Below are 16,919 nucleotides of genomic sequence, written 5' to 3'. Positions count from 1 at the left end.
GGGCAAGATGGCCGATACCATGCAGTTTGACCTCGTGTCGCCGGAACGGAGGCTTGTCTCTGTCCCGGTGCGCGAGGTGCGCCTGCCGGGCACGGATGGCGACCTGACCGCCATGCCCGGCCATGTGCCGACGATCGTCACGCTTCGGCCCGGCATCGTTTCGGTCTTGGCCGAAGGTGGCGCGCAAAGCGATTTCGCCGTCACCGGAGGCTTTGCCGAGATCAATGCAGACTCGGTGAGCCTGCTGGCCGAGCGCGGTCATCCGCGTGAGGACATCACGCAGGAGATCTTCAACGAGATGATGCAGGATGCGCATCGCAAGAAGAAGGCTGCCCAAGACAAGGCCGAGCAGCATTCCGCGGGCGAGGACATCGTGACCGGCGCGGTCAAGCTGCTTGCCGACATGGAGGCCCTGGGAACCCATATCGGTCTGGACCCGAGACAGGCGACGATCCCGGACTGAGTTCGTATCGTTAACCACGGCAGCAAATAGCGGGCCCCGGCAGCGTTGCCGGGGCTTTTCTTTGTTCGCTGGCAAACGGTATTCTTCGATGAACGGGAGGGCTTGATGCAGCGTATCAGTAACGGTGCCGTCGGCGTCGCGCGCGGCGCGGCGATGTTGTTTTCGGCGTTCGAGGATAATGGTCCGATGTGGACACAAGAGGGGCCACGGGTGGAACGGAAACAGGTGCGTTTTTCCGCGCCCTTCCTTGCGCCGCCGGTGGTGCATGTATCGATCTCGATGTGGGATATCGACGGCGCCTCGAACCAGCGTGCCGATATTTCATCCGACAAGGTCTCCGAAGTCGGGTTCGAGATCGTTTTCCGGACATGGGGCGACACGCGAGTCGCGCGTATCCGTGCCGAATGGCTTGCCATAGGTCCCTTGCGCCACGAGGACGATTTCGATCTTTAGGTTTTGCGGCCGCTGTCCGTGGCGTCCTCAGGCGCGGGAAAGGTTTACCCCGATCAGTCCGGCGACCTGGTCGGGATGGGTGATGGGCAGCATATGTCCCGCCTCGGGAACGTTGGCGCGTCCGACATCAGGCAGCCTTGCGGCCAGCGCATCCGCGATGTGATGGATCACGGCGGGCGAGCGTTCACCCGAGATCAGCAGAACCGGCGCCGCGATGGATTCGAGGCCACCGGGACGCAGAATCCGCGCGCGGTCTTCGGTCAGGGTCGGTCCGGTCGCCTGAACCAGATCGATCCGGTCAAGCATCTGTTCCTGAAGCTCGGGCGTCAGATCATCATAGGGCTGCGCACCCCAGGCATCAACAAAGCGACGCGTGGCGTCTGCGCGATGCCCCAGCGCCATCAGTTCCGACATTTCCTGGTCGCGTGCCTGCTGCGCGGCCTCCGGCGCGGCGGCGAAAAGCACCGGTTCGATCAGCGTTAGACTGCGGACCGCGTCGGGCGCGGCCACCGCAAGTCTCAATGCGACGGTTGCGCCGAGGCTGTGGCCGATCAGGTCCAGAGGACGGGTGATGAAGCTGGCGGCGATCCGGGTCACCGCGGTGTGGAAGTCGGGATCATCGGCACCCGGTTGCCACTCGCCGCTGCGGCCATGTCCCGGCATGTCGAACCCTTTCAGGTCGATCTGCCCCCCAAGGCGTTTCGCGATCGGCCCCCAATAGCTTGCGCTGGCCAGCATGCAATGCAGCGCAAGGGCAGGGCGGTCTTCGTCGCCCGGCCAGTGCCGCTTGTAGATGCCGCTCATGCGGATGCCAGATGCCGGTCCAGAAAGTCCAGCCGGTCCTGGCCCCAGAAGCGCTGGCCGGTCTCGCGGACGACATAGAAGGGTGCGCCGAAGGCGCCTGCCTCGACCGCCTGTTCCAGATTTCGGCCATAGGTTTCCGCGCCGATGAACAGCCCCTTGTCGGCCAGCGCGGGATCGAAGCCGTGGGCTGCCAGAATCTCGCGGATCACAGAATCGTCGCTGATGTCGCGGTCCTCGGCCCAGACGGCGCGGGTGAAGCCATGGACCAGCCCGCCCAGATCGCCGCCGCCCGCGTCCTGCGCGGCGATCAGCGCATAGGATGACGGCGCCATGTTCACGGGCCAATGCGCCGGTTTCAGGTTGAAGGGCATATCCAGATGCGCGGCCCAACGCGGCAGTTCCTGCGCGCGATATTCCATCCGGCTGGGATGGCGGTCGGCGGGGCGAATTCCACCAGTCCTGTCGAAAAGCTGCAACAGGTCAAGCGGCTTGTAGGTGATGCTCGCACCATGCCGTTCGGCGATGTCTTCGAGCCGCGTCCCGGCAAGATAGCAATAGGGGCTGATCGTTCCGAGATAATAGTCGATATTGGCCATAAAGAGAGGTCCTTCTAGGTTTGCCCGCAGGCTAGCGCGGTGCTAAGGCGTCTGCAATCTGACGCAACCGCCAAAGGCCCCCGAACCCATGCCCGTCATGACCGAACCCAAGCTGATCGCAGGCAACGCCAACCAGCCGCTTGCCGCCTCTATCGCCCGCAGGATGTCGATGCATCGCGGCATGAATGTCGGTCTTTGCGACGCAAGGGTTGAACGCTTCAACGATCAGGAGATCTTCGTCGAGGTGTTCGAGAATGTCCGCGGCGAGGACATGTATATCATCCAGCCGACCTCGAACCCGGCCAACGACAACCTGATGGAACTGCTGATCATGGTCGATGCGCTGAAACGCTCATCGGCCGCGCGCATCACCGCGGTGATCCCGTATTTCGGATATGCGCGTCAGGATCGCCGCGCGAAGGCGCGCACCCCGATCAGCGCCAAGCTGGTGGCGAATCTACTTACCGAGGCCGGGGTGGATCGGGTCCTGACGATGGATCTGCATGCCGCACAGATCCAGGGCTTTTTCGATATTCCGGTTGATAACCTATATGCGGCACCGGTCTTCGCGCTGGATGTGCAGCATCATTTCCGTGGCCGCATGGACGATCTGATGGTCGTCTCGCCCGATGTCGGGGGCGTGGCGCGGGCGCGCGAACTGGCGGCCCGGATAGGTGCGCCCCTGTCCATCGTCGACAAGCGCCGCGAAAAGGCCGGCGAGATCGCCGAGATGAAGGTGATCGGTGATGTCGCGGGCAAGGCCTGCATCATCGTCGATGACATCTGCGACACCGCTGGAACGCTGGTCAAGGCGGCGCAGGTGCTGACGGATCAGGGCGCGACCGAGGTGCATGCCTATATCACCCACGGCGTGCTGTCCGGTCCGGCGGTCGAACGGATCAGCACATCGGTCATGAAATCACTGGTCATCACCGATTCCATTCAGCCGACCGGGGCGGTGAAGGCCGCGCCGAATATCCGCATCGTGCCGACCGCGCCGATGTTCACGCAGGCGATCCTGAACATCTGGAATGGCACATCGGTGTCCAGCCTGTTCGAGACGGACACCCTGCTGCCGATCTACGAAGGTCTCTATTCGACCTGATACGCGCGCGCCTGTGCGGCGCGCAAAGATCGGTTGGCGCGCCTTACAGCGCGCGCCAGCCGATGTCACGGCGGCAGAAGCCTTCGGGCCAATCGATGGAATCGACCAGCGCGTAGGCCCGGCGATGTGCCTCGGCCAATGACTCTCCGCGGCCGGTGCAGCCAAGGACGCGGCCGCCGCTGGCCGTAACCACCCCGTCACGATCGGCCGTGCCGGCATGAAAGACCATCTCGAAACTGCTTTCACTTATGGTATTCAGGCCATTGATAACAGTGCCTTTCTGGTATGATCCCGGATAGCCTTCAGCTGCCATGACCACGGTCAGCGCGTGATCATCGGCCCAAGTGACAACGGCATCCGAAAGGCGACCTTCGGCGCAGGCCAGAAGCAGGTCCAGCACCTGCGCGCCAAGCCGCATCATCAGCGCCTGACATTCGGGGTCGCCGAAGCGCACGTTGTATTCGACCAGCCGTGCCTGTCCCTCATGGATCATCAGGCCTGCATACAGGACGCCCTGAAAGGGCGTGCCGCGCCGTGCCATCTCGGCCACGGTGGGGCGGATGATCCGGGCCATCACCTGTTCCTGCAACTGCGGTGTAAGGATCGGCGCGGGGCTGTAGGCGCCCATGCCGCCGGTATTCGGGCCCGTGTCGCCCGCACCAACGCGCTTGTGATCCTGCGCGGTGCCCACGGACAGGCAATCACTGCCGTCACACAAGACGAAGAAGCTGGCCTCTTCGCCCGCCATGAATTCCTCGATGACGACCGACATTTCGCCGAATTCGCCGTCGAAGATCGCATCGATGGCGGCGTTGGCCTGCTCGACCGTCTCGGCGACCGTCACGCCCTTCCCGGCCGCCAGCCCGTCGGCCTTCACGACGATCGGCGCGCCCTGTTCGCGGATATGGGCGCGGGCAGACGCGGCATCGCTGAAACGCGCCCATCCTGCGGTCGGTGCGCCGCAGGCATCGCAGATTTCCTTGGTGAAGGTCTTCGATGCCTCCAGCTGTGCGGCCTGCTGTGACGGGCCGAAGACCAGAAAGCCGGCAGCGCGCAATGCGTCCGAGACGCCGGCGGCCAGTGGCGCCTCGGGTCCGATCACGACGAAATCGATCGCATTTTCCTCTGCGAACAGAAGCACTTCGCTACGAGAATTTATGTCAAGACTTGCACAGCGCGCGATCTCGGCGATGCCGGCATTTCCGGGCGCGACGATCAGCCGGTCGCATTTCGGGTTCTGCCGGATCGCCCATGCCAACGCATGTTCGCGACCGCCGCCGCCCAGGATCAGGATGTTCATCTGCCGCCCTTTCGCTTGACTTCCGCGCGTTCTAGTCTGGCCGGCGAAGGGGAACAAGACGCATGGATCTGCTGGAAGACGCGCCGGGCAGCAATGCCCATGAATTCACTGTCTCGGAACTGTCTGGGGCGGTGAAACGCAGCATTGAGGACGGCTTCGGGCGTGTCCGGGTGCGCGGAGAGATCGGGCGCGTGTCGCGGCCCGGCTCGGGGCATCTGTATTTCGATCTCAAGGATGATCGCGCCGTGCTGGCGGCGGTGACTTGGAAAGGTCAGGCGGCGCGTCTGACCCAGCGACCCGAGGAAGGGATGGAGGTCATCGCGACCGGGCGCATGACGACATTTCCCGGCCAGTCCAAGTATCAGCTGATCGTCGACCAGATCGAACCCGCCGGTGTGGGCGCGCTGATGGCCATGCTGGAAAAACGCCGCAAGGCGCTGGCCGCCGAAGGTCTGTTCGACCAGGATCGCAAACGCGTCTTGCCATACCTGCCGAAGGTGATCGGGGTGGTGACCTCGCCATCGGGGGCGGTGATCCGCGACATCCTGCATCGGCTGCGCGACCGGTTTCCGACCCGCGTGCTGATCTGGCCCGTCGCGGTTCAGGGCGAGGCATGCGCGGGCCAAGTTGCGGCGGCGATCCGGGGCTTCAACGACCTGCCGGAATCTGGCCCGCTGCCGCGCCCGGACCTGCTGATCGTGGCGCGTGGCGGCGGTAGCCTAGAGGATCTGTGGGGTTTCAACGAGGAGATCGTCGTTCGCGCCGCCGCCGACAGCCGCATTCCGCTGATCTCGGCGGTCGGTCACGAAACCGACACGACGCTGATCGATTTCGCCTCGGATCGCCGCGCGCCCACGCCCACCGCCGCAGCCGAGATCGCCGTGCCGGTGCGGTCCGATCTGGCCGCACGACTGGTCGAGGCAGGTGCCCGAATGACACGTGCCAGCGCCGCGCGGATCGACCGGCCGCGTCAGCGGATCCGGGATCTGGCCCGCGCGATGGGGCGCCCTACGGCGTTGACCGAGGGCGCACGGCAACGGCTGGACCTGTGGGGCACAAGGTTGGAACCGGCGTTGCGCGGTTTGGTCCGGGCGCGGCGGCAACATCTTCTGTCCCGGCCCATGCCCGCCGCGACGCTGCGCCAGTTCACCGCGGCGCGCCGCCACGACCTGGATCGCGCTGCCATGCGGCTGGACGTGGTGGGCGCGCGCCGACTGGACCGCGGCCGCGATCGGCTTTTGGGGCTGACCGAACGGCTTGAGGCGTCCTTGGCGCGTGCTGCCGGGACCTCGCGCAGGGCGTTGACCCAGCAGACGGAACAGCTGGATCTGATCCTTCGCCGTTTGGACTATGCTGGAACGCGGATGGTTGCCGTCCGCCGCGATGCGTTGCACAGGCTGGATCGGACCCGCCAGACCCTTGGCTATCACGAGACGCTGAAACGCGGCTTTGCCGTCGTTCACGGTGCCGATGGGTTGCTGACCGAGGCCGAGCAGGCGCGGGCCGCCGCCCGCTTCGAGATCGAATTTGCCGATGGCCGTGTCGCGGCGATTCCCGAAACCGCCCCGCCAAAGCCCGCGCGCAAGCGTAAGCCGCCCGAGCAGAAAACGCTGTTCTAGGCGCGCATCAGGCCTGTTTCGGGCGCATGGTCAGCCAGATCAGCGCCGCCCCGGCCAGGACCAGGAAGGGCAGCATCGCCAGGTTGACCGCGCTCCACCCGGCCTGGGCCGAACCGCCAAGGCAATTCATCAGCCCGCCCGACGACAGCGACGCCAGGAACACGCCGCCGAACACGAACAGGTCGTTGACACCCTGCACGCGGCCGCGCTCCTCGGGGCGATGGGCGCGGGTCAGCATGGCCGTTGCGCCGATATAACCGAAATTCCAGCCGATCCCCAGCAGCACCAGCGCCCCGAAGAAATGGCCAAGCTGGACCCCGGACAGTGCCACGGCACCGGCGCAGGCCAGAATGACAAGGCCCAGCCCGACGATCCGTTCGGCCCCGAACCGCGCGATCAGCGCGCCGGTGAAAAAGCTGGGCGCGAACATCGCCAGGACATGCGCGCTGACGATATCGGCGGCATTGTCGGGGGCGAAACCGCAACCGACCACCGCCAGCGGGGTCGAGGTCATCACCAGGTTCATCAGCGCGTAAGACACCATCCCGCAGATCATCGCGACGCCGATCTGGGGCGTGCGCAACAGTTCCAGCATCGGACGCCCCGGCGATTGGCCCGGTTCCGGCGCTGGCGGCTTCGGGATGTCGAGGAACGCGAACAGGAATGGTCCCAGAAGGTTCAGGCCAATGATCGCCAGATAGCTGGCCATGAAGGGAACCGCGGTCAGGTCGTCGGTGGTGCGCACGATCATCGGCCCGATGATCGCAGAGGCAAGTCCGCCCGCCATCACCCACGATATGGCGCGGGGGGCAAAGTCCTGGTCCGCCGTGTCGGTCGCGGCAAAGCGAAAGAACCCCTGCGCGGACATGTAGATTCCGCTTAGTAGTGATCCCAGCAGGAACAGGGCAAAGGAACCGTGCCACAGCCCGGCGGCCGCGATGGCGGCGCCAAGTCCGCTGGCTGTCACGGCCAGCAGAAACCCCGCGCGGCGTCCATGATGCTGCATGAACCGCGCCAGCGGTCGGGCGGCGACCGCCGAACCCAGCACAATCATCGAAATCGGCAGCGTGGCCAGGCACGCGTTCGGTGCCAGGATCTGCCCGGCAAGGCCACCGATGATGAAATTGACGGGCATCTGCGCGCCCAGAATGGCTTGCGCCGCGACCAGAACCGCGACGTTGCGATGTGCCCTGTCCATGATTCTGCGCCCGTTCAGTCCCTGCGCAGCGCCGCCGCGGTGCGGGCCCGGCCTTCGATCGCGGACCAGTTGCCATCGGCCACGTCCTGATCGGTCACGATCCAGCTGCCACCGACGCAGACCACGTTGGGCAGCGAAAGATAGCTGTGGGCATTGTCGGGCGATACACCGCCGGTCGGGCAAAAGCTGATCTTCGGCAGCGGACCTGCAAGGGATTTCAGTGCAGGCGCGCCGCCGACGGCCTCGGCGGGAAAGAATTTCAGCATGTCGAACCCGGCATCTGCCGCCCGCATCACCTCGGACGCGGTGACGGCGCCGGGCAGAAGCGGCAGTTCCAGATCGGCGCAGGCATCGATCAGCCGGTCGGTCAGCCCGGGCGAAACCGCGAACTTGGCGCCAGCGTCCTTGGCGCGCTTGGCGTCGTCGGGGGTCAGCACGGTGCCGGCCCCGACCTGACCACCCTCGACCCCTGCCATCTGGCGGATCGCATCCAGCGCGGCATCGGATCGCAGCGTCACCTCGAGAACCGGCAAGCCGCCCGAGACCAGCGCGCGGGCAAGATCCGCGGCTTTCGTGGCATCCTTGATCACGATGACCGGAATCACCGGGGCCATCTGGCACAAGGCGCGGGATTTCTGCGATTGCTGCTGCGGGGTCATGGCGGTGCCTCTGTCTTGCGTGTCAGCCGCAACCTGACCCCAGTCGACCTTGGATGCAAGAAGATTGCCAGTCTACCGCTGCCCTGAGGCGAAATTATGTTAACGCTATCGGCGTTGCGTCCGCTGGTTTTGTCAGAGCGGCATCTGGCGAAACACGGTCAGGACCGCACCGTAATGCGCGGCCGCCGCGGCAACCACGAAGCCGTGCCAGATCGCGTTCTGAAATCGCAGCCGTTCCCAGACATGAAAGATCACCCCGGCGGAATAGATGACGCCGCCGACAACGATCAGAATCACGGACAGCGGCGGCAGATGCGCCGCGATCGGGCCGATGGCGATCAGCCCGCTCCAGCCCATGAGCAGATACAGAATGACCGCCAGCCGGTCATAGCGGCCGGGCAGGGCGCATTTCAGCGTGACGCCCAGCCCCGCCATGGTCCAGATCGCCACCAGCATCGCAAAGACCACCGGATCGCCGAATCCGGGTTGCAGGAACGGGGTGTAGGTCGCGGCAATCAGGATGAAGATCGCCGAATGATCCAGCCGACGCATGATCCATTTGGCGCGTGAGGGCGGCAGCATGTTATAGATGAATGATACCGCCAGCGCGCCCACCAGCCCCAGCCCATAGACCCAGGCGGCAAGCTGTGCGCCGGTGCTGCCCCATGCGCTGGCCTGAAAGATCAGGACCGCTGTGCCGACCAGCGCCAGCAGGACGCCGATCGCATGAACGATGCCGTCGGCCAGAAGCTCTTGAAAGTCGTAATGCCTGCCGAACTTGAACTGGCTGCTCATATGGGTCTGGGCCTGCAAGGCTGGAACTGTGTCATGAGGTGATGATGAAGGTGAGGTTGCCGGGGTTCAATTGGTTCTTTTGGTCAAGGCGCGTGCGGGCGCGCAAACGCCGCTTATCGCGCGCCCTGCACCAGAATTCGCGGCGTTGCCCCTTGCATTGCGCGGCCGCAGGGTCTATCTGCGCGCTCACTTCACAGGCAGGGGAGGGCTTTGCGGACAGACATCCCGCAAGGTCCACCGGTTGAGGCATATGCCTTCAGAACCCCTGCCAAGGCGCAAACCGGAAAGGACATGGATATGGCGCTTCCCGAATTTTCCCTGCGTCAGCTTTTGGAAGCTGGCGTTCACTATGGTCACCAGACGCAACGCTGGAATCCGCGCATGGCGGAGTTCATCTATGGCGACCGCAACGGCATCCACATCGTCGATCTGACGCAGACCGTCCAGATGCTGGACGCGGCGCTGCAGGTCGTGCGCGACACCGTCGCCAAGGGTGGCCGCGTGCTGTTCGTCGGCACGAAGCGTCAGGCCCAGAAGCCGATCGCGGACGCAGCCGAGCGTTCGGCCCAGTTCTACATGAACCACCGCTGGCTGGGTGGCACGCTGACAAACTGGAAAACCGTGAGCCAGTCGATCAATCGCCTGAAGGCGATCGACGAGACGATGGCCGCCGGTGCCGAAGGCATGACCAAGAAAGAGCGCCTGGGTCTGGAACGCGAGCAGGCCAAGCTGCAGGCCTCGCTGGGTGGTATCCGCGACATGGGTGGCCTGCCGGACCTGCTGTTCGTGATCGACGTGAACAAGGAAGATCTGGCGATCCTGGAAGCCAAGAAACTGGGTATTCCGGTCGTCGCCGTCGTCGACACCAACTGCTCGCCCGATGGCGTTGACTACATCATCCCGGGCAACGATGACGCCGCTCGTGCCATCTCGCTGTATTGCGATCTGGCCAGCCGCGCCGCCCTGGACGGCATGACCGCGCAGATGGGCGCGGCAGGCGTTGATGTCGGTGCTCTGGCGGAGACGACCGAAGAAACGCTGGACGACGGCGAGGCCGAGGCGAAAGCCGACGAACAGGCCACCGCCGACGCCTGATCCGGTTCACGGATCGAATTTTACCGTATGTTTACGGAATTGTCGTCAGGCGGGGATATTCCCCCGCCTGACGTGTCGAACAAAGGAGACGGATCATGGCTATCACCGCCGCGATGGTGAAAGAGCTGCGCGAAAGCACCGGCGCAGGGATGATGGATGCCAAGAAGGCGCTGACCGAAACGGACGGCGACATGCAGGCCGCGCAGGACTGGCTGCGCACCAAGGGTCTGGCGAAAGCCGCCAAGAAATCCGGACGCGTCGCCGCCGAGGGGCTGGTCGCCGTCGCCGTGCGTGATGGCAAGGGTGTCGCGGTCGAAGTGAACTCGGAAACCGACTTCGTTGCCAAGAACGAAGAATTCCAGAACATGGTCCGCAAGATTGCCGGAGCCGCGCTGGACGCCGGTGACGTCGATGCGCTGAAGGCCGCACCGCTCGACGGAAAGACCGTCGCCGATGTCGTGACCGACGCCATCGCGAAGATCGGCGAGAACATGACCCTGCGCCGGATGTCCACGGTCGAGGCTCCGCTGGTGGTGTCCTATGTCCACAACTCCGCTGCGGATGGCATGGGCAAGATCGGCGTGCTGGTTGGCCTGGAAGGCGGGAACGAGGATATCGGTCGCCAGATCGCGATGCATGTCGCCGCGACCGCCCCCGCCTCGCTTGGTCAGGACGACCTCGACCCGGCATTGGTCGAGCGTGAGAAGCAGGTTCTGACCGAACAGGCCCGCGAGTCCGGCAAGCCCGAGGCCGTGATCGAGAAAATGATCGAAGGCCGGATGAAGAAATTCTTCGAAGAGGTCACGCTGACCGGACAGAAATTCGTCATCAATCCCGATATCACCGTCGAGGAGGCCGCGAAGGAAGCCGGCGCCAAGATCGTGGGCTTCGCTCGTGTCGAAGTCGGCGAAGGCATCGAGAAGCGCGAAGAAGATTTCGCGGCAGAGGTCGCCAAGACGCTTGGCGGTTCCTGATCCCGACAAGCTTTCGGGAACATCGTGAAACGAACAGGACGCCGGCCGACAAGGCCGGCGTCTTTTCGTTTCAGGCGACCATGCGTTTAGCTGATGCCGGATCACACCCATCGATGACTCCGCTCCGCCGCGCGGCGCGAAACCTGCGGGGGAGCGGCCGGGACAAGCCCATCGTGCCGATCCGCGCAACAATCGGATCCTGCGGCACCGCGTTTCTGGCGCCCGAAAGCACCATCACTCATGGAACGGCACAGGTTAACGCCTTTCGCGCGGACGAATGAAAGCCGGGAGATCCATAAGTGTGCTGGGGTTTCGGCCTTCCTTATGCGAAAAGCTGTTGCGTCAGATGCGCCGTCAGAATGGCTTGTCCGGTGGTTCTTGCGCCAAGCGCGTCGCGGGCGAGGCGAAGATGCTTCTCGACCGTCGCGGCCGAGATACCCAGGATGATTGCGGTCTCGGCCACGGTCTTGCCGGCAGAGCTCCATTCCAGAACCTGGATCTGACGCTCGGTCAGACGTGGTAAAAAAGTCGGGCGCCGGATCGAAGCCATCCGCATGTGCATCACGCTGCTCAGCACCATGGCTTCGCGTTGATGCCGGGTCCAGACGCGGTCTTCATCGTCGTGACTTGCACCAGCATGCGGGTTCAGCACGACAGCGCCATGGCTGCGCAACACGCAATCCTTCAGGCTGACCAGCCGTGCGGCCAGAAGTCCGTAGTCGCGCGCCAGCGAAACGGACTGGGCGGCGGTGTCTTTGCCTGCCCGGTCTGACCGGCATGCAAGCAATTCGCGGGTCGATATGCTGCCGGTATTTTTCCGCGACCAGCTGGCCCAGGGAGACGGGATGATCAGGTCCCGCCCCGTCAGCGTCTTGACGAAATCCGGCGGCATGGTGCTGAAAATCTCGACCTTTTCCTGAAGCACGGTTGGCGGCACTACCATCATGAAGCGTGCCGCGTAGAAGATGTTCCGGAACCCGAGCCGCGCCATCGCGCGGCGATAGGATGCCTGAATCTCGGCGGTGGTAGTGGCGTTAACGACGGCTTCAAAACTGGATATCGGCATGGAAATGAACGGAAGTTTCTGAAATACCTGCAGATAAAACGGCACTTTGGCTGGTTTTCCAAGGGCAGAATTCCGGGGCGGGCGGTGATGCGACTGGCCCATCTGCGCTGGACCTTTCCCCGCCCGACATGCGATGAGGGTCGCACATCGCATCAGACAGCCCTTGACGACAGACATGCCTTTCATCATCGCCATCGACGGCCCGGCGGCATCGGGCAAGGGCACGATCGCCCGCGCGCTCGCATCGCATTTCGGGTTCCATCATCTGGATACAGGTCTGCTGTATCGCGCGACCGGCGCGAAAGGCGGAGATCCGATCGTCTCGGCACGAGACCTGACGCCCGATGATCTTCAGCGCCCCGATCTGCGCAGCGCGGCGGCCGGTCAGGCGGCCAGCCGGGTCGCGGCGATCCCCGAGGTTCGTGAAGCCCTGCGTGAGTTCCAGCTACGTTTTGCAAGTCAGGAACCCGGCGCGGTCCTGGATGGACGCGACATCGGCACGGTCATCTGCCCCGATGCGCAGGTCAAACTATATGTCATCGCCTCGGACGAGGTGCGCGCCGCCCGCCGCGCCGCCGAACTGGGGTCGGATGTCGCGGACATGCTGAACGAACTGCAGCAACGCGACCGTCGCGACAGCCAACGTGCCGCGGCACCACTGCGTCCGGCGACGGATGCCATCGTCATCGACACCACCGATCTTGCAATCGAACAGGCCATCGCGACGGCGATCGCCGCCGTGCAAAGCGCCCGCGAACTGCGACCTCGCTGACGCCTCGGCGCACGATCCTGTGCAAGCGCCCTTGATCGCGCCGGTGCGGGACGTTACCTTTTGTTCAACTTGTCATCGGAGGGCGTGTGTCATGGCGCCCAAGCGTCCAGCGGGTGCGGACGCGTTCCCGAAACTACCGGTCGAGCCGTCGGACACCCGCCAATCCGAGGAGGGGGCGCTGTATGCTGCCCTCGATCTCGGCACGAATTCTTGCCGGATGCTGATTGCCCGTCCGCGCGGCAATCAGTTTCAGGTCATCGACAGCTTCTCCAAGCCCGTGCAGCTTGGACTGGGGCTGGAGGCTTCGGGGCGACTGTCCCGCAGTTCGATGGCGCGTACCGTTCATGCATTGCAGGTCTGCCGGCGCAAGCTGGAACAGCACCGCGTGCGGAACATGCGCCTGGTGGCGACCGAGGCCTGCCGCCGCGCGCGCAACAGCCGTGATTTCCTGCGCACGATTCGCCGCGAGACCGGCCTGCCGGTCGAGATCATCGATGCCGAGGAGGAAGCGCGGCTTGCCGTGATCTCGTGCGCGCCGCTGGTCAGCCAGATGACCGAGACCCTGATGGTCGTCGATATCGGCGGAGGGTCGACCGAGCTGGTCTGGATCGACCTCGAGGATGTCGCGCCCAAGGAACGGCCGCGCGCGATCATGCGCCTGTCGGACGGGTTCGCCAATCCGCTTCCGGGTGGTGCGCGGGTGGTCGACTGGATCAGTGTTCCCTTGGGGGTCGCCACGCTGCGGGATCAGTTCGCCGATGTCGAGGACGATCAGGGGCGCTTTGCGCTGATGAGTTGGTATTTCGAGGAAATGCTGGCCGATTTCGCACCCTATGCCGACGGTTCGCCCGATGAGGGATTCCAGATCATCGGCACTTCGGGAACCGTCACCACGGTCGCGGCAAGCCATCTGGGGCTGCGGCGCTATGATCGGACCAAGGTGGACGGGCTGGAGATGACCACCGAACAGATCGATCGGGTGATCCATTCCTATCTTGCGCTTGGTCCCGACGGGCGTCGCAGCGATCCCCGGATCGGGCGCGAACGCCATGCCCTGATCATGTCGGGCGCCGCGATCCTGCAGACGCTGATGCGGGTCTGGCCCACCAGTCGCCTCTCGGTCGCTGATCGTGGCCTGCGCGAGGGGTTGCTTTATGCCCAGATGGTGCGCGATGGGGTGCTGACACCCGATGGTGTGAACGGAGTGGCATGAGATGACGAAGAAACCGGCCAGCCGGGCGGGCAAGACCAGTGGACGCGGGCAGCGCGACCTGAAGGTGCGGGTCAAAACCGCCAAGGGGCGCAAGCTGTCCAGCAAGTTGTGGCTGGAACGGCAACTGAACGACCCCTACGTGGCGCGCGCGCGTCGCGAGGGCTATCGCGGCCGTGCGGCGTTCAAGATCCTTGAACTGGACGACAAATACGGCTTTCTGGTCCCCGGTGCGCGTGTCGTCGATCTAGGATGCGCGCCGGGGGGGTGGTGCCAGGTGGCCGTTTCGCGCGTGAACGCACTGGGGGAAAAATCGGGAAAGCCGGTCGGTCGCGTGGTGGGCGTGGATCTGCAAGTCGTCGATCCGATCCCGGGCGCCGAGATTCATCAGCTTGATTTCCTTGACGATGGTGCCGACGACAAGGTCAAGGCATGGCTTGGCGGGCCGGCGGATGTGGTGATGTCGGACATGGCGGCCTCGTCATCGGGGCACAAGGGGACCGACCATCTGCGGATCGTGGCGCTGGTCGAGGCGGCGGCGCAACTGGCCTTCGACGTCCTCGAACCCGGCGGAACCTTTGTCGCCAAGGTGCTGGCCGGTGGGGCCGAGGCCGAGATGCAGGCGATGCTGAAGCGGAATTTCGACAAGGTTGCGAATGTGAAGCCGCCGGCAAGTCGCAGCGATTCATCCGAGAAATTCGTGGTCGCAACCGGGTTTCGCGGACGCGGCCCCGAAACAGGTCAGGATCAGCAGGGCTGAGCGCGGAACATTTCCGGTGTGCGGCCCGTGGCGGCCACGAAGGCGCGGGTGAAGTGGGCGTGGCTGGAATAGCCCAGGTCCGACGCGATGCGCGACGGGCTGCGCTGGCTGTGCCGCAACAGATCGACGGCCCGTTCCAGTCGCAATTCGTGCAGCACCTCGATCGCGCGCCGTCCGCGCGCCGCAAGACATGCGCGATCCAGCGCGGCGACGGTGGTGCCCAACTCGTCCGCAAGATCGGCCAGTGAACCGTTCTGCCCCAGCCGCCTTCCAGCCAGGTCCAGGAAACCGTCCAGCAGCACATGGCCGGTCTGCGACTGCGGATCGCCCGCCTCGACCGGCCGCAGGCGGTCAAGCTGACGCAGGCGCAGTGACAGCAGGTTCAGCAGGCAGCCGGTCGTCGCGCTGTTTGGATCTGCCGATTCTGCAGCCAGATCCGACAGCACGGCAAGGATCTGGGGGCCGTGTTCCCCGACGCTGGCCGTCAGACCGGGATCGGGCAGGCGAGGAATGGCAGCGGCAGCCATCTGCGGCGCGATCAGCGCGACATGCCCTGCGGCATCCGGCATCGGCAGGATCGAGAAGGCGGTGCCAGCGACGATCAGGCGCAATTCGCCCGCCCTCAGATCATGGTGCTGGCGCGGGAAGGACAGTCGAACGCCGCCCGCGGTCACCCAGATCAGCATATGATCAGTGCGGGTCCGAGGTGAGGCGGAACGTCCATTGCCACCCTGAAGCACATCTCGCAACTGAAACAGGCGCAGGCCGGCTGGCTGTGACGTTGCCTGGCGAAGGCGTGCCGGGCTGCGAAACGGCGCGGTGACCTTGGGTTCGGCGCTGCTATCTTGCGCACGATATCCCGCGCCTGACAGCGCGGGACCAGCGGATTGCCGCGCATGCCCCTGCGGAATGGCGGCGCTTGTGACATTCGCGTGTCGCAGCCGGGCATCCTGTGCAGGCGTTGCGCCCGGCAGGGTGACGTGTTGCAACAGGCTGGTTCCGAATGGAAAGCCGTTGCCGCTTTGGCCCTGCTGATACGCCGACATGATCCGTCACCTGCCCGCAGAAGGAATAAGCGAATTATCGCCTATCTCAGTGGGGGACTCAACTGAGATAACGTCCATTTGTGCAGGGCAATCTTAAAATGGCGTTAATCCGGCCCGACCCGCCATGTCTGCCAATCGCGCATCCTGCCACGAAACCAGATGCGTTGCGCCTTTGCATATTGGCGCGTCGCCACGACGCCGCGCTGTGTCGCGGTCGGCAGGTCGGTCTGTCTCTGCAGATAGGCGGCCAGGTCAGGGGCGCCGATGGCGCGGGCCCATTGGCGGGCGGGATCCCATTGCGGCAGCATCGCCCGCACCTCTTGGATAGCGCCGTCCTCAAGCATCTGATGAAACCGGTGCGCGATACGGTCGGCCAGCCAGTCGCGATCAGCCTGGATCAGCAGCCGCTGGCCTTCATCCGGCCCGATCAGCGGTGGCGGCGTGTCGGCCTGCCAGTCGCGCAACCCGCGCCCGGTGGCGCGCAGCACCTCCCACGCGCGCTGGACGCGGGCCGGGTTGCGCGTGTCGATATTGTCGCGGGTGGCTTCGTCCAGTTCGGCAGTCATCCGTGCCAGGCCGTCCGGCTCGGCGATCCTCAGATCGGCCTCGGCCCGGATCTGCGTCGGGGTCGGTGGCACATAGGCCAGTCCCTGGGTCACTGCGGTCAGATAAAGCCCCGTCCCCCCGACGATGATCAGGCGCCGGTCCATCAATTCACGCACCTCGCGCAGCCAGTCGCCGACCGAATAGCTGCGATCCGGTCCGACATGGCCATACAGCGCATGTGGCGCCGCCGCTTCGTCCGCAGCCGAGGGACGGGCGGTCAACACTTGCCAGCAAGACCAGATCTGCAGCGCATCGGCGTTCACGATCAGCCCGCCCTGCGCCTGCGCGACGGCAAGCGCCAGCGCCGATTTGCCGCTGGCGGTCGGGCCTGCGATCAGCAGGTGGCGCGAGGCGTCGATCCGTGTCAGATCGGGGGTATGCATGGGCAGTTCCGGCAG

At 64.7% G+C, this 16,919-nt stretch carries 18 protein-coding genes; 9 read left to right on the top strand and 9 right to left on the bottom strand.

Annotation, left to right across the window (positions count from 1 at the left end; all coding sequences use genetic code 11):
- The first annotated feature begins 7 nt into the window (after nt 1-7).
- On the top strand, nt 8-463 hold the full coding sequence (locus MU516_RS06780; RefSeq protein ID WP_260276463.1) for a F0F1 ATP synthase subunit epsilon: 456 nt from the start codon (nt 8-10) through the stop codon (nt 461-463).
- Nucleotides 464-568: 105 nt separating this feature from the next.
- A complete protein-coding gene (locus tag MU516_RS06775; protein WP_260276462.1) occupies nt 569-916 on the top strand; it encodes an H-type lectin domain-containing protein in 348 nt (115 codons plus the stop codon).
- Between the two features lie 27 nt (nt 917-943).
- Here MU516_RS06775 and MU516_RS06770 read toward each other — a convergent pair whose 3' ends face one another.
- Both MU516_RS06770 and MU516_RS06765 read right to left on the bottom strand, forming a co-directional pair.
- Nucleotides 944-1,720, bottom strand: a complete 777-nt coding sequence (locus MU516_RS06770; RefSeq protein ID WP_260276461.1) for an alpha/beta fold hydrolase — start codon at nt 1,718-1,720, stop codon at nt 944-946.
- Complete coding sequence (locus MU516_RS06765; protein WP_260276460.1) at nt 1,717-2,316, bottom strand: 2-hydroxychromene-2-carboxylate isomerase; 600 nt, start codon at nt 2,314-2,316, stop codon at nt 1,717-1,719. The genes MU516_RS06770 and MU516_RS06765 overlap by 4 nt, the downstream gene beginning before the upstream one ends.
- An 88-nt stretch (nt 2,317-2,404) precedes the next feature.
- On the opposite strand from MU516_RS06765, the gene MU516_RS06760 reads away from it, so the two are divergent.
- Nucleotides 2,405-3,421 carry a ribose-phosphate pyrophosphokinase gene (locus MU516_RS06760; RefSeq protein ID WP_260276459.1) on the top strand — a complete coding sequence of 339 codons (1,017 nt, stop codon included), beginning with the start codon at nt 2,405-2,407 and terminating at the stop codon, nt 3,419-3,421.
- 43 nt (nt 3,422-3,464) lie between these two features.
- Here MU516_RS06760 and purD read toward each other — a convergent pair whose 3' ends face one another.
- Nucleotides 3,465-4,721, bottom strand: coding sequence for a phosphoribosylamine--glycine ligase (purD, locus tag MU516_RS06755; protein WP_260276458.1), 1,257 nt, complete (start codon nt 4,719-4,721; stop codon nt 3,465-3,467).
- 62 nt (nt 4,722-4,783) lie between these two features.
- Here purD and xseA point away from each other — a divergent pair, with 62 nt between their 5' ends.
- The gene (gene xseA / locus MU516_RS06750; RefSeq protein ID WP_260276457.1) at nt 4,784-6,340 is read left to right on the top strand and encodes an exodeoxyribonuclease VII large subunit; all 1,557 of its coding nucleotides are present in this window, start codon (nt 4,784-4,786) and stop codon (nt 6,338-6,340) included.
- Nucleotides 6,341-6,347: 7 nt separating this feature from the next.
- Here the strand turns inward: xseA and MU516_RS06745 are convergent, their stop codons facing one another.
- The 3 genes from MU516_RS06745 to trhA form a co-directional block, all read right to left on the bottom strand.
- The gene (locus MU516_RS06745) at nt 6,348-7,538 is read right to left on the bottom strand and encodes an MFS transporter (protein WP_260276456.1); all 1,191 of its coding nucleotides are present in this window, start codon (nt 7,536-7,538) and stop codon (nt 6,348-6,350) included.
- A 14-nt stretch (nt 7,539-7,552) separates the two neighbouring features.
- Nucleotides 7,553-8,197 carry a bifunctional 4-hydroxy-2-oxoglutarate aldolase/2-dehydro-3-deoxy-phosphogluconate aldolase gene (locus MU516_RS06740; RefSeq protein WP_260276455.1) on the bottom strand — a complete coding sequence of 215 codons (645 nt, stop codon included), beginning with the start codon at nt 8,195-8,197 and terminating at the stop codon, nt 7,553-7,555.
- 132 nt (nt 8,198-8,329) lie between these two features.
- Nucleotides 8,330-8,992 (bottom strand): PAQR family membrane homeostasis protein TrhA, encoded by a 663-nt coding sequence (gene trhA / locus MU516_RS06735; protein ID WP_260276454.1) that lies wholly within the window; start codon nt 8,990-8,992, stop codon nt 8,330-8,332.
- Nucleotides 8,993-9,289: 297 nt separating this feature from the next.
- Between trhA and rpsB the strand changes: the two genes are divergently transcribed.
- The gene (rpsB, locus tag MU516_RS06730; RefSeq protein ID WP_260276453.1) at nt 9,290-10,087 is read left to right on the top strand and encodes a 30S ribosomal protein S2; all 798 of its coding nucleotides are present in this window, start codon (nt 9,290-9,292) and stop codon (nt 10,085-10,087) included.
- 95 nt (nt 10,088-10,182) lie between these two features.
- Nucleotides 10,183-11,061 (top strand): translation elongation factor Ts, encoded by an 879-nt coding sequence (tsf, locus tag MU516_RS06725; protein WP_260276452.1) that lies wholly within the window; start codon nt 10,183-10,185, stop codon nt 11,059-11,061.
- 322 nt (nt 11,062-11,383) lie between these two features.
- On the opposite strand, the gene MU516_RS06720 is transcribed toward tsf, so the two are convergent.
- The gene (locus MU516_RS06720) at nt 11,384-12,127 is read right to left on the bottom strand and encodes a helix-turn-helix transcriptional regulator (protein ID WP_260276451.1); all 744 of its coding nucleotides are present in this window, start codon (nt 12,125-12,127) and stop codon (nt 11,384-11,386) included.
- 175 nt (nt 12,128-12,302) lie between these two features.
- Between MU516_RS06720 and MU516_RS06715 the strand changes: the two genes are divergently transcribed.
- The 3 genes from MU516_RS06715 to MU516_RS06705 all read left to right on the top strand — a co-directional run bounded on the left by MU516_RS06715 (nt 12,303) and on the right by MU516_RS06705 (nt 14,869).
- Nucleotides 12,303-12,899 carry a (d)CMP kinase gene (locus MU516_RS06715; RefSeq protein WP_260276450.1) on the top strand — a complete coding sequence of 199 codons (597 nt, stop codon included), beginning with the start codon at nt 12,303-12,305 and terminating at the stop codon, nt 12,897-12,899.
- A 91-nt stretch (nt 12,900-12,990) separates the two neighbouring features.
- A complete protein-coding gene (locus MU516_RS06710; protein ID WP_260276449.1) occupies nt 12,991-14,112 on the top strand; it encodes a Ppx/GppA phosphatase family protein in 1,122 nt (373 codons plus the stop codon).
- A gap of 1 nt (nt 14,113) precedes the next feature.
- The gene (locus tag MU516_RS06705) at nt 14,114-14,869 is read left to right on the top strand and encodes an RlmE family RNA methyltransferase (RefSeq protein WP_260276448.1); all 756 of its coding nucleotides are present in this window, start codon (nt 14,114-14,116) and stop codon (nt 14,867-14,869) included.
- On the opposite strand, the gene MU516_RS06700 is transcribed toward MU516_RS06705, so the two are convergent.
- Together MU516_RS06700 and miaA are read right to left on the bottom strand one after the other, a co-directional pair.
- Nucleotides 14,857-15,915 carry a helix-turn-helix transcriptional regulator gene (locus tag MU516_RS06700; protein WP_260276447.1) on the bottom strand — a complete coding sequence of 353 codons (1,059 nt, stop codon included), beginning with the start codon at nt 15,913-15,915 and terminating at the stop codon, nt 14,857-14,859. The genes MU516_RS06705 and MU516_RS06700 overlap by 13 nt on opposite strands.
- 104 nt (nt 15,916-16,019) lie before the next feature.
- Complete coding sequence (gene miaA / locus MU516_RS06695) at nt 16,020-16,904, bottom strand: tRNA (adenosine(37)-N6)-dimethylallyltransferase MiaA (protein ID WP_260276446.1); 885 nt, start codon at nt 16,902-16,904, stop codon at nt 16,020-16,022.
- Nucleotides 16,905-16,919: the final 15 nt, after the last annotated feature.

Origin of the sequence: Paracoccus maritimus (assembly GCF_025195095.1) — a bacterium.
Lineage (GTDB): Bacteria > Pseudomonadota > Alphaproteobacteria > Rhodobacterales > Rhodobacteraceae > Paracoccus > Paracoccus maritimus.
Note: the sequence above shows the minus strand (reverse complement) of the source record. Positions and strands in the feature narration are given on the sequence as shown.

Bases quoted from the DNA above. Each gene is read 5' to 3' on its own strand.
- MU516_RS06715 (WP_260276450.1), top strand. From the start codon at position 12,303: ATGCCTTTCATCATCGCCATCGACGGCCCGGCGGCATCGGGCAAGGGC.
- miaA (WP_260276446.1), bottom strand. From the start codon at position 16,904: ATGCATACCCCCGATCTGACACGGATCGACGCCTCGCGCCACCTGCTG.
- MU516_RS06770 (WP_260276461.1), bottom strand. From the start codon at position 1,720: ATGAGCGGCATCTACAAGCGGCACTGGCCGGGCGACGAAGACCGCCCT.
- MU516_RS06775 (WP_260276462.1), top strand. From the start codon at position 569: ATGCAGCGTATCAGTAACGGTGCCGTCGGCGTCGCGCGCGGCGCGGCG.
- MU516_RS06700 (WP_260276447.1), bottom strand. From the start codon at position 15,915: ATGTCGGCGTATCAGCAGGGCCAAAGCGGCAACGGCTTTCCATTCGGA.
- MU516_RS06765 (WP_260276460.1), bottom strand. From the start codon at position 2,316: ATGGCCAATATCGACTATTATCTCGGAACGATCAGCCCCTATTGCTAT.
- MU516_RS06745 (WP_260276456.1), bottom strand. From the start codon at position 7,538: ATGGACAGGGCACATCGCAACGTCGCGGTTCTGGTCGCGGCGCAAGCC.
- rpsB (WP_260276453.1), top strand. From the start codon at position 9,290: ATGGCGCTTCCCGAATTTTCCCTGCGTCAGCTTTTGGAAGCTGGCGTT.
- MU516_RS06760 (WP_260276459.1), top strand. From the start codon at position 2,405: ATGCCCGTCATGACCGAACCCAAGCTGATCGCAGGCAACGCCAACCAG.
- MU516_RS06710 (WP_260276449.1), top strand. From the start codon at position 12,991: ATGGCGCCCAAGCGTCCAGCGGGTGCGGACGCGTTCCCGAAACTACCG.
- trhA (WP_260276454.1), bottom strand. From the start codon at position 8,992: ATGAGCAGCCAGTTCAAGTTCGGCAGGCATTACGACTTTCAAGAGCTT.
- MU516_RS06740 (WP_260276455.1), bottom strand. From the start codon at position 8,197: ATGACCCCGCAGCAGCAATCGCAGAAATCCCGCGCCTTGTGCCAGATG.
- xseA (WP_260276457.1), top strand. From the start codon at position 4,784: ATGGATCTGCTGGAAGACGCGCCGGGCAGCAATGCCCATGAATTCACT.
- MU516_RS06705 (WP_260276448.1), top strand. From the start codon at position 14,114: ATGACGAAGAAACCGGCCAGCCGGGCGGGCAAGACCAGTGGACGCGGG.
- MU516_RS06720 (WP_260276451.1), bottom strand. From the start codon at position 12,127: ATGCCGATATCCAGTTTTGAAGCCGTCGTTAACGCCACTACCACCGCC.
- MU516_RS06780 (WP_260276463.1), top strand. From the start codon at position 8: ATGGCCGATACCATGCAGTTTGACCTCGTGTCGCCGGAACGGAGGCTT.
- tsf (WP_260276452.1), top strand. From the start codon at position 10,183: ATGGCTATCACCGCCGCGATGGTGAAAGAGCTGCGCGAAAGCACCGGC.
- purD (WP_260276458.1), bottom strand. From the start codon at position 4,721: ATGAACATCCTGATCCTGGGCGGCGGCGGTCGCGAACATGCGTTGGCA.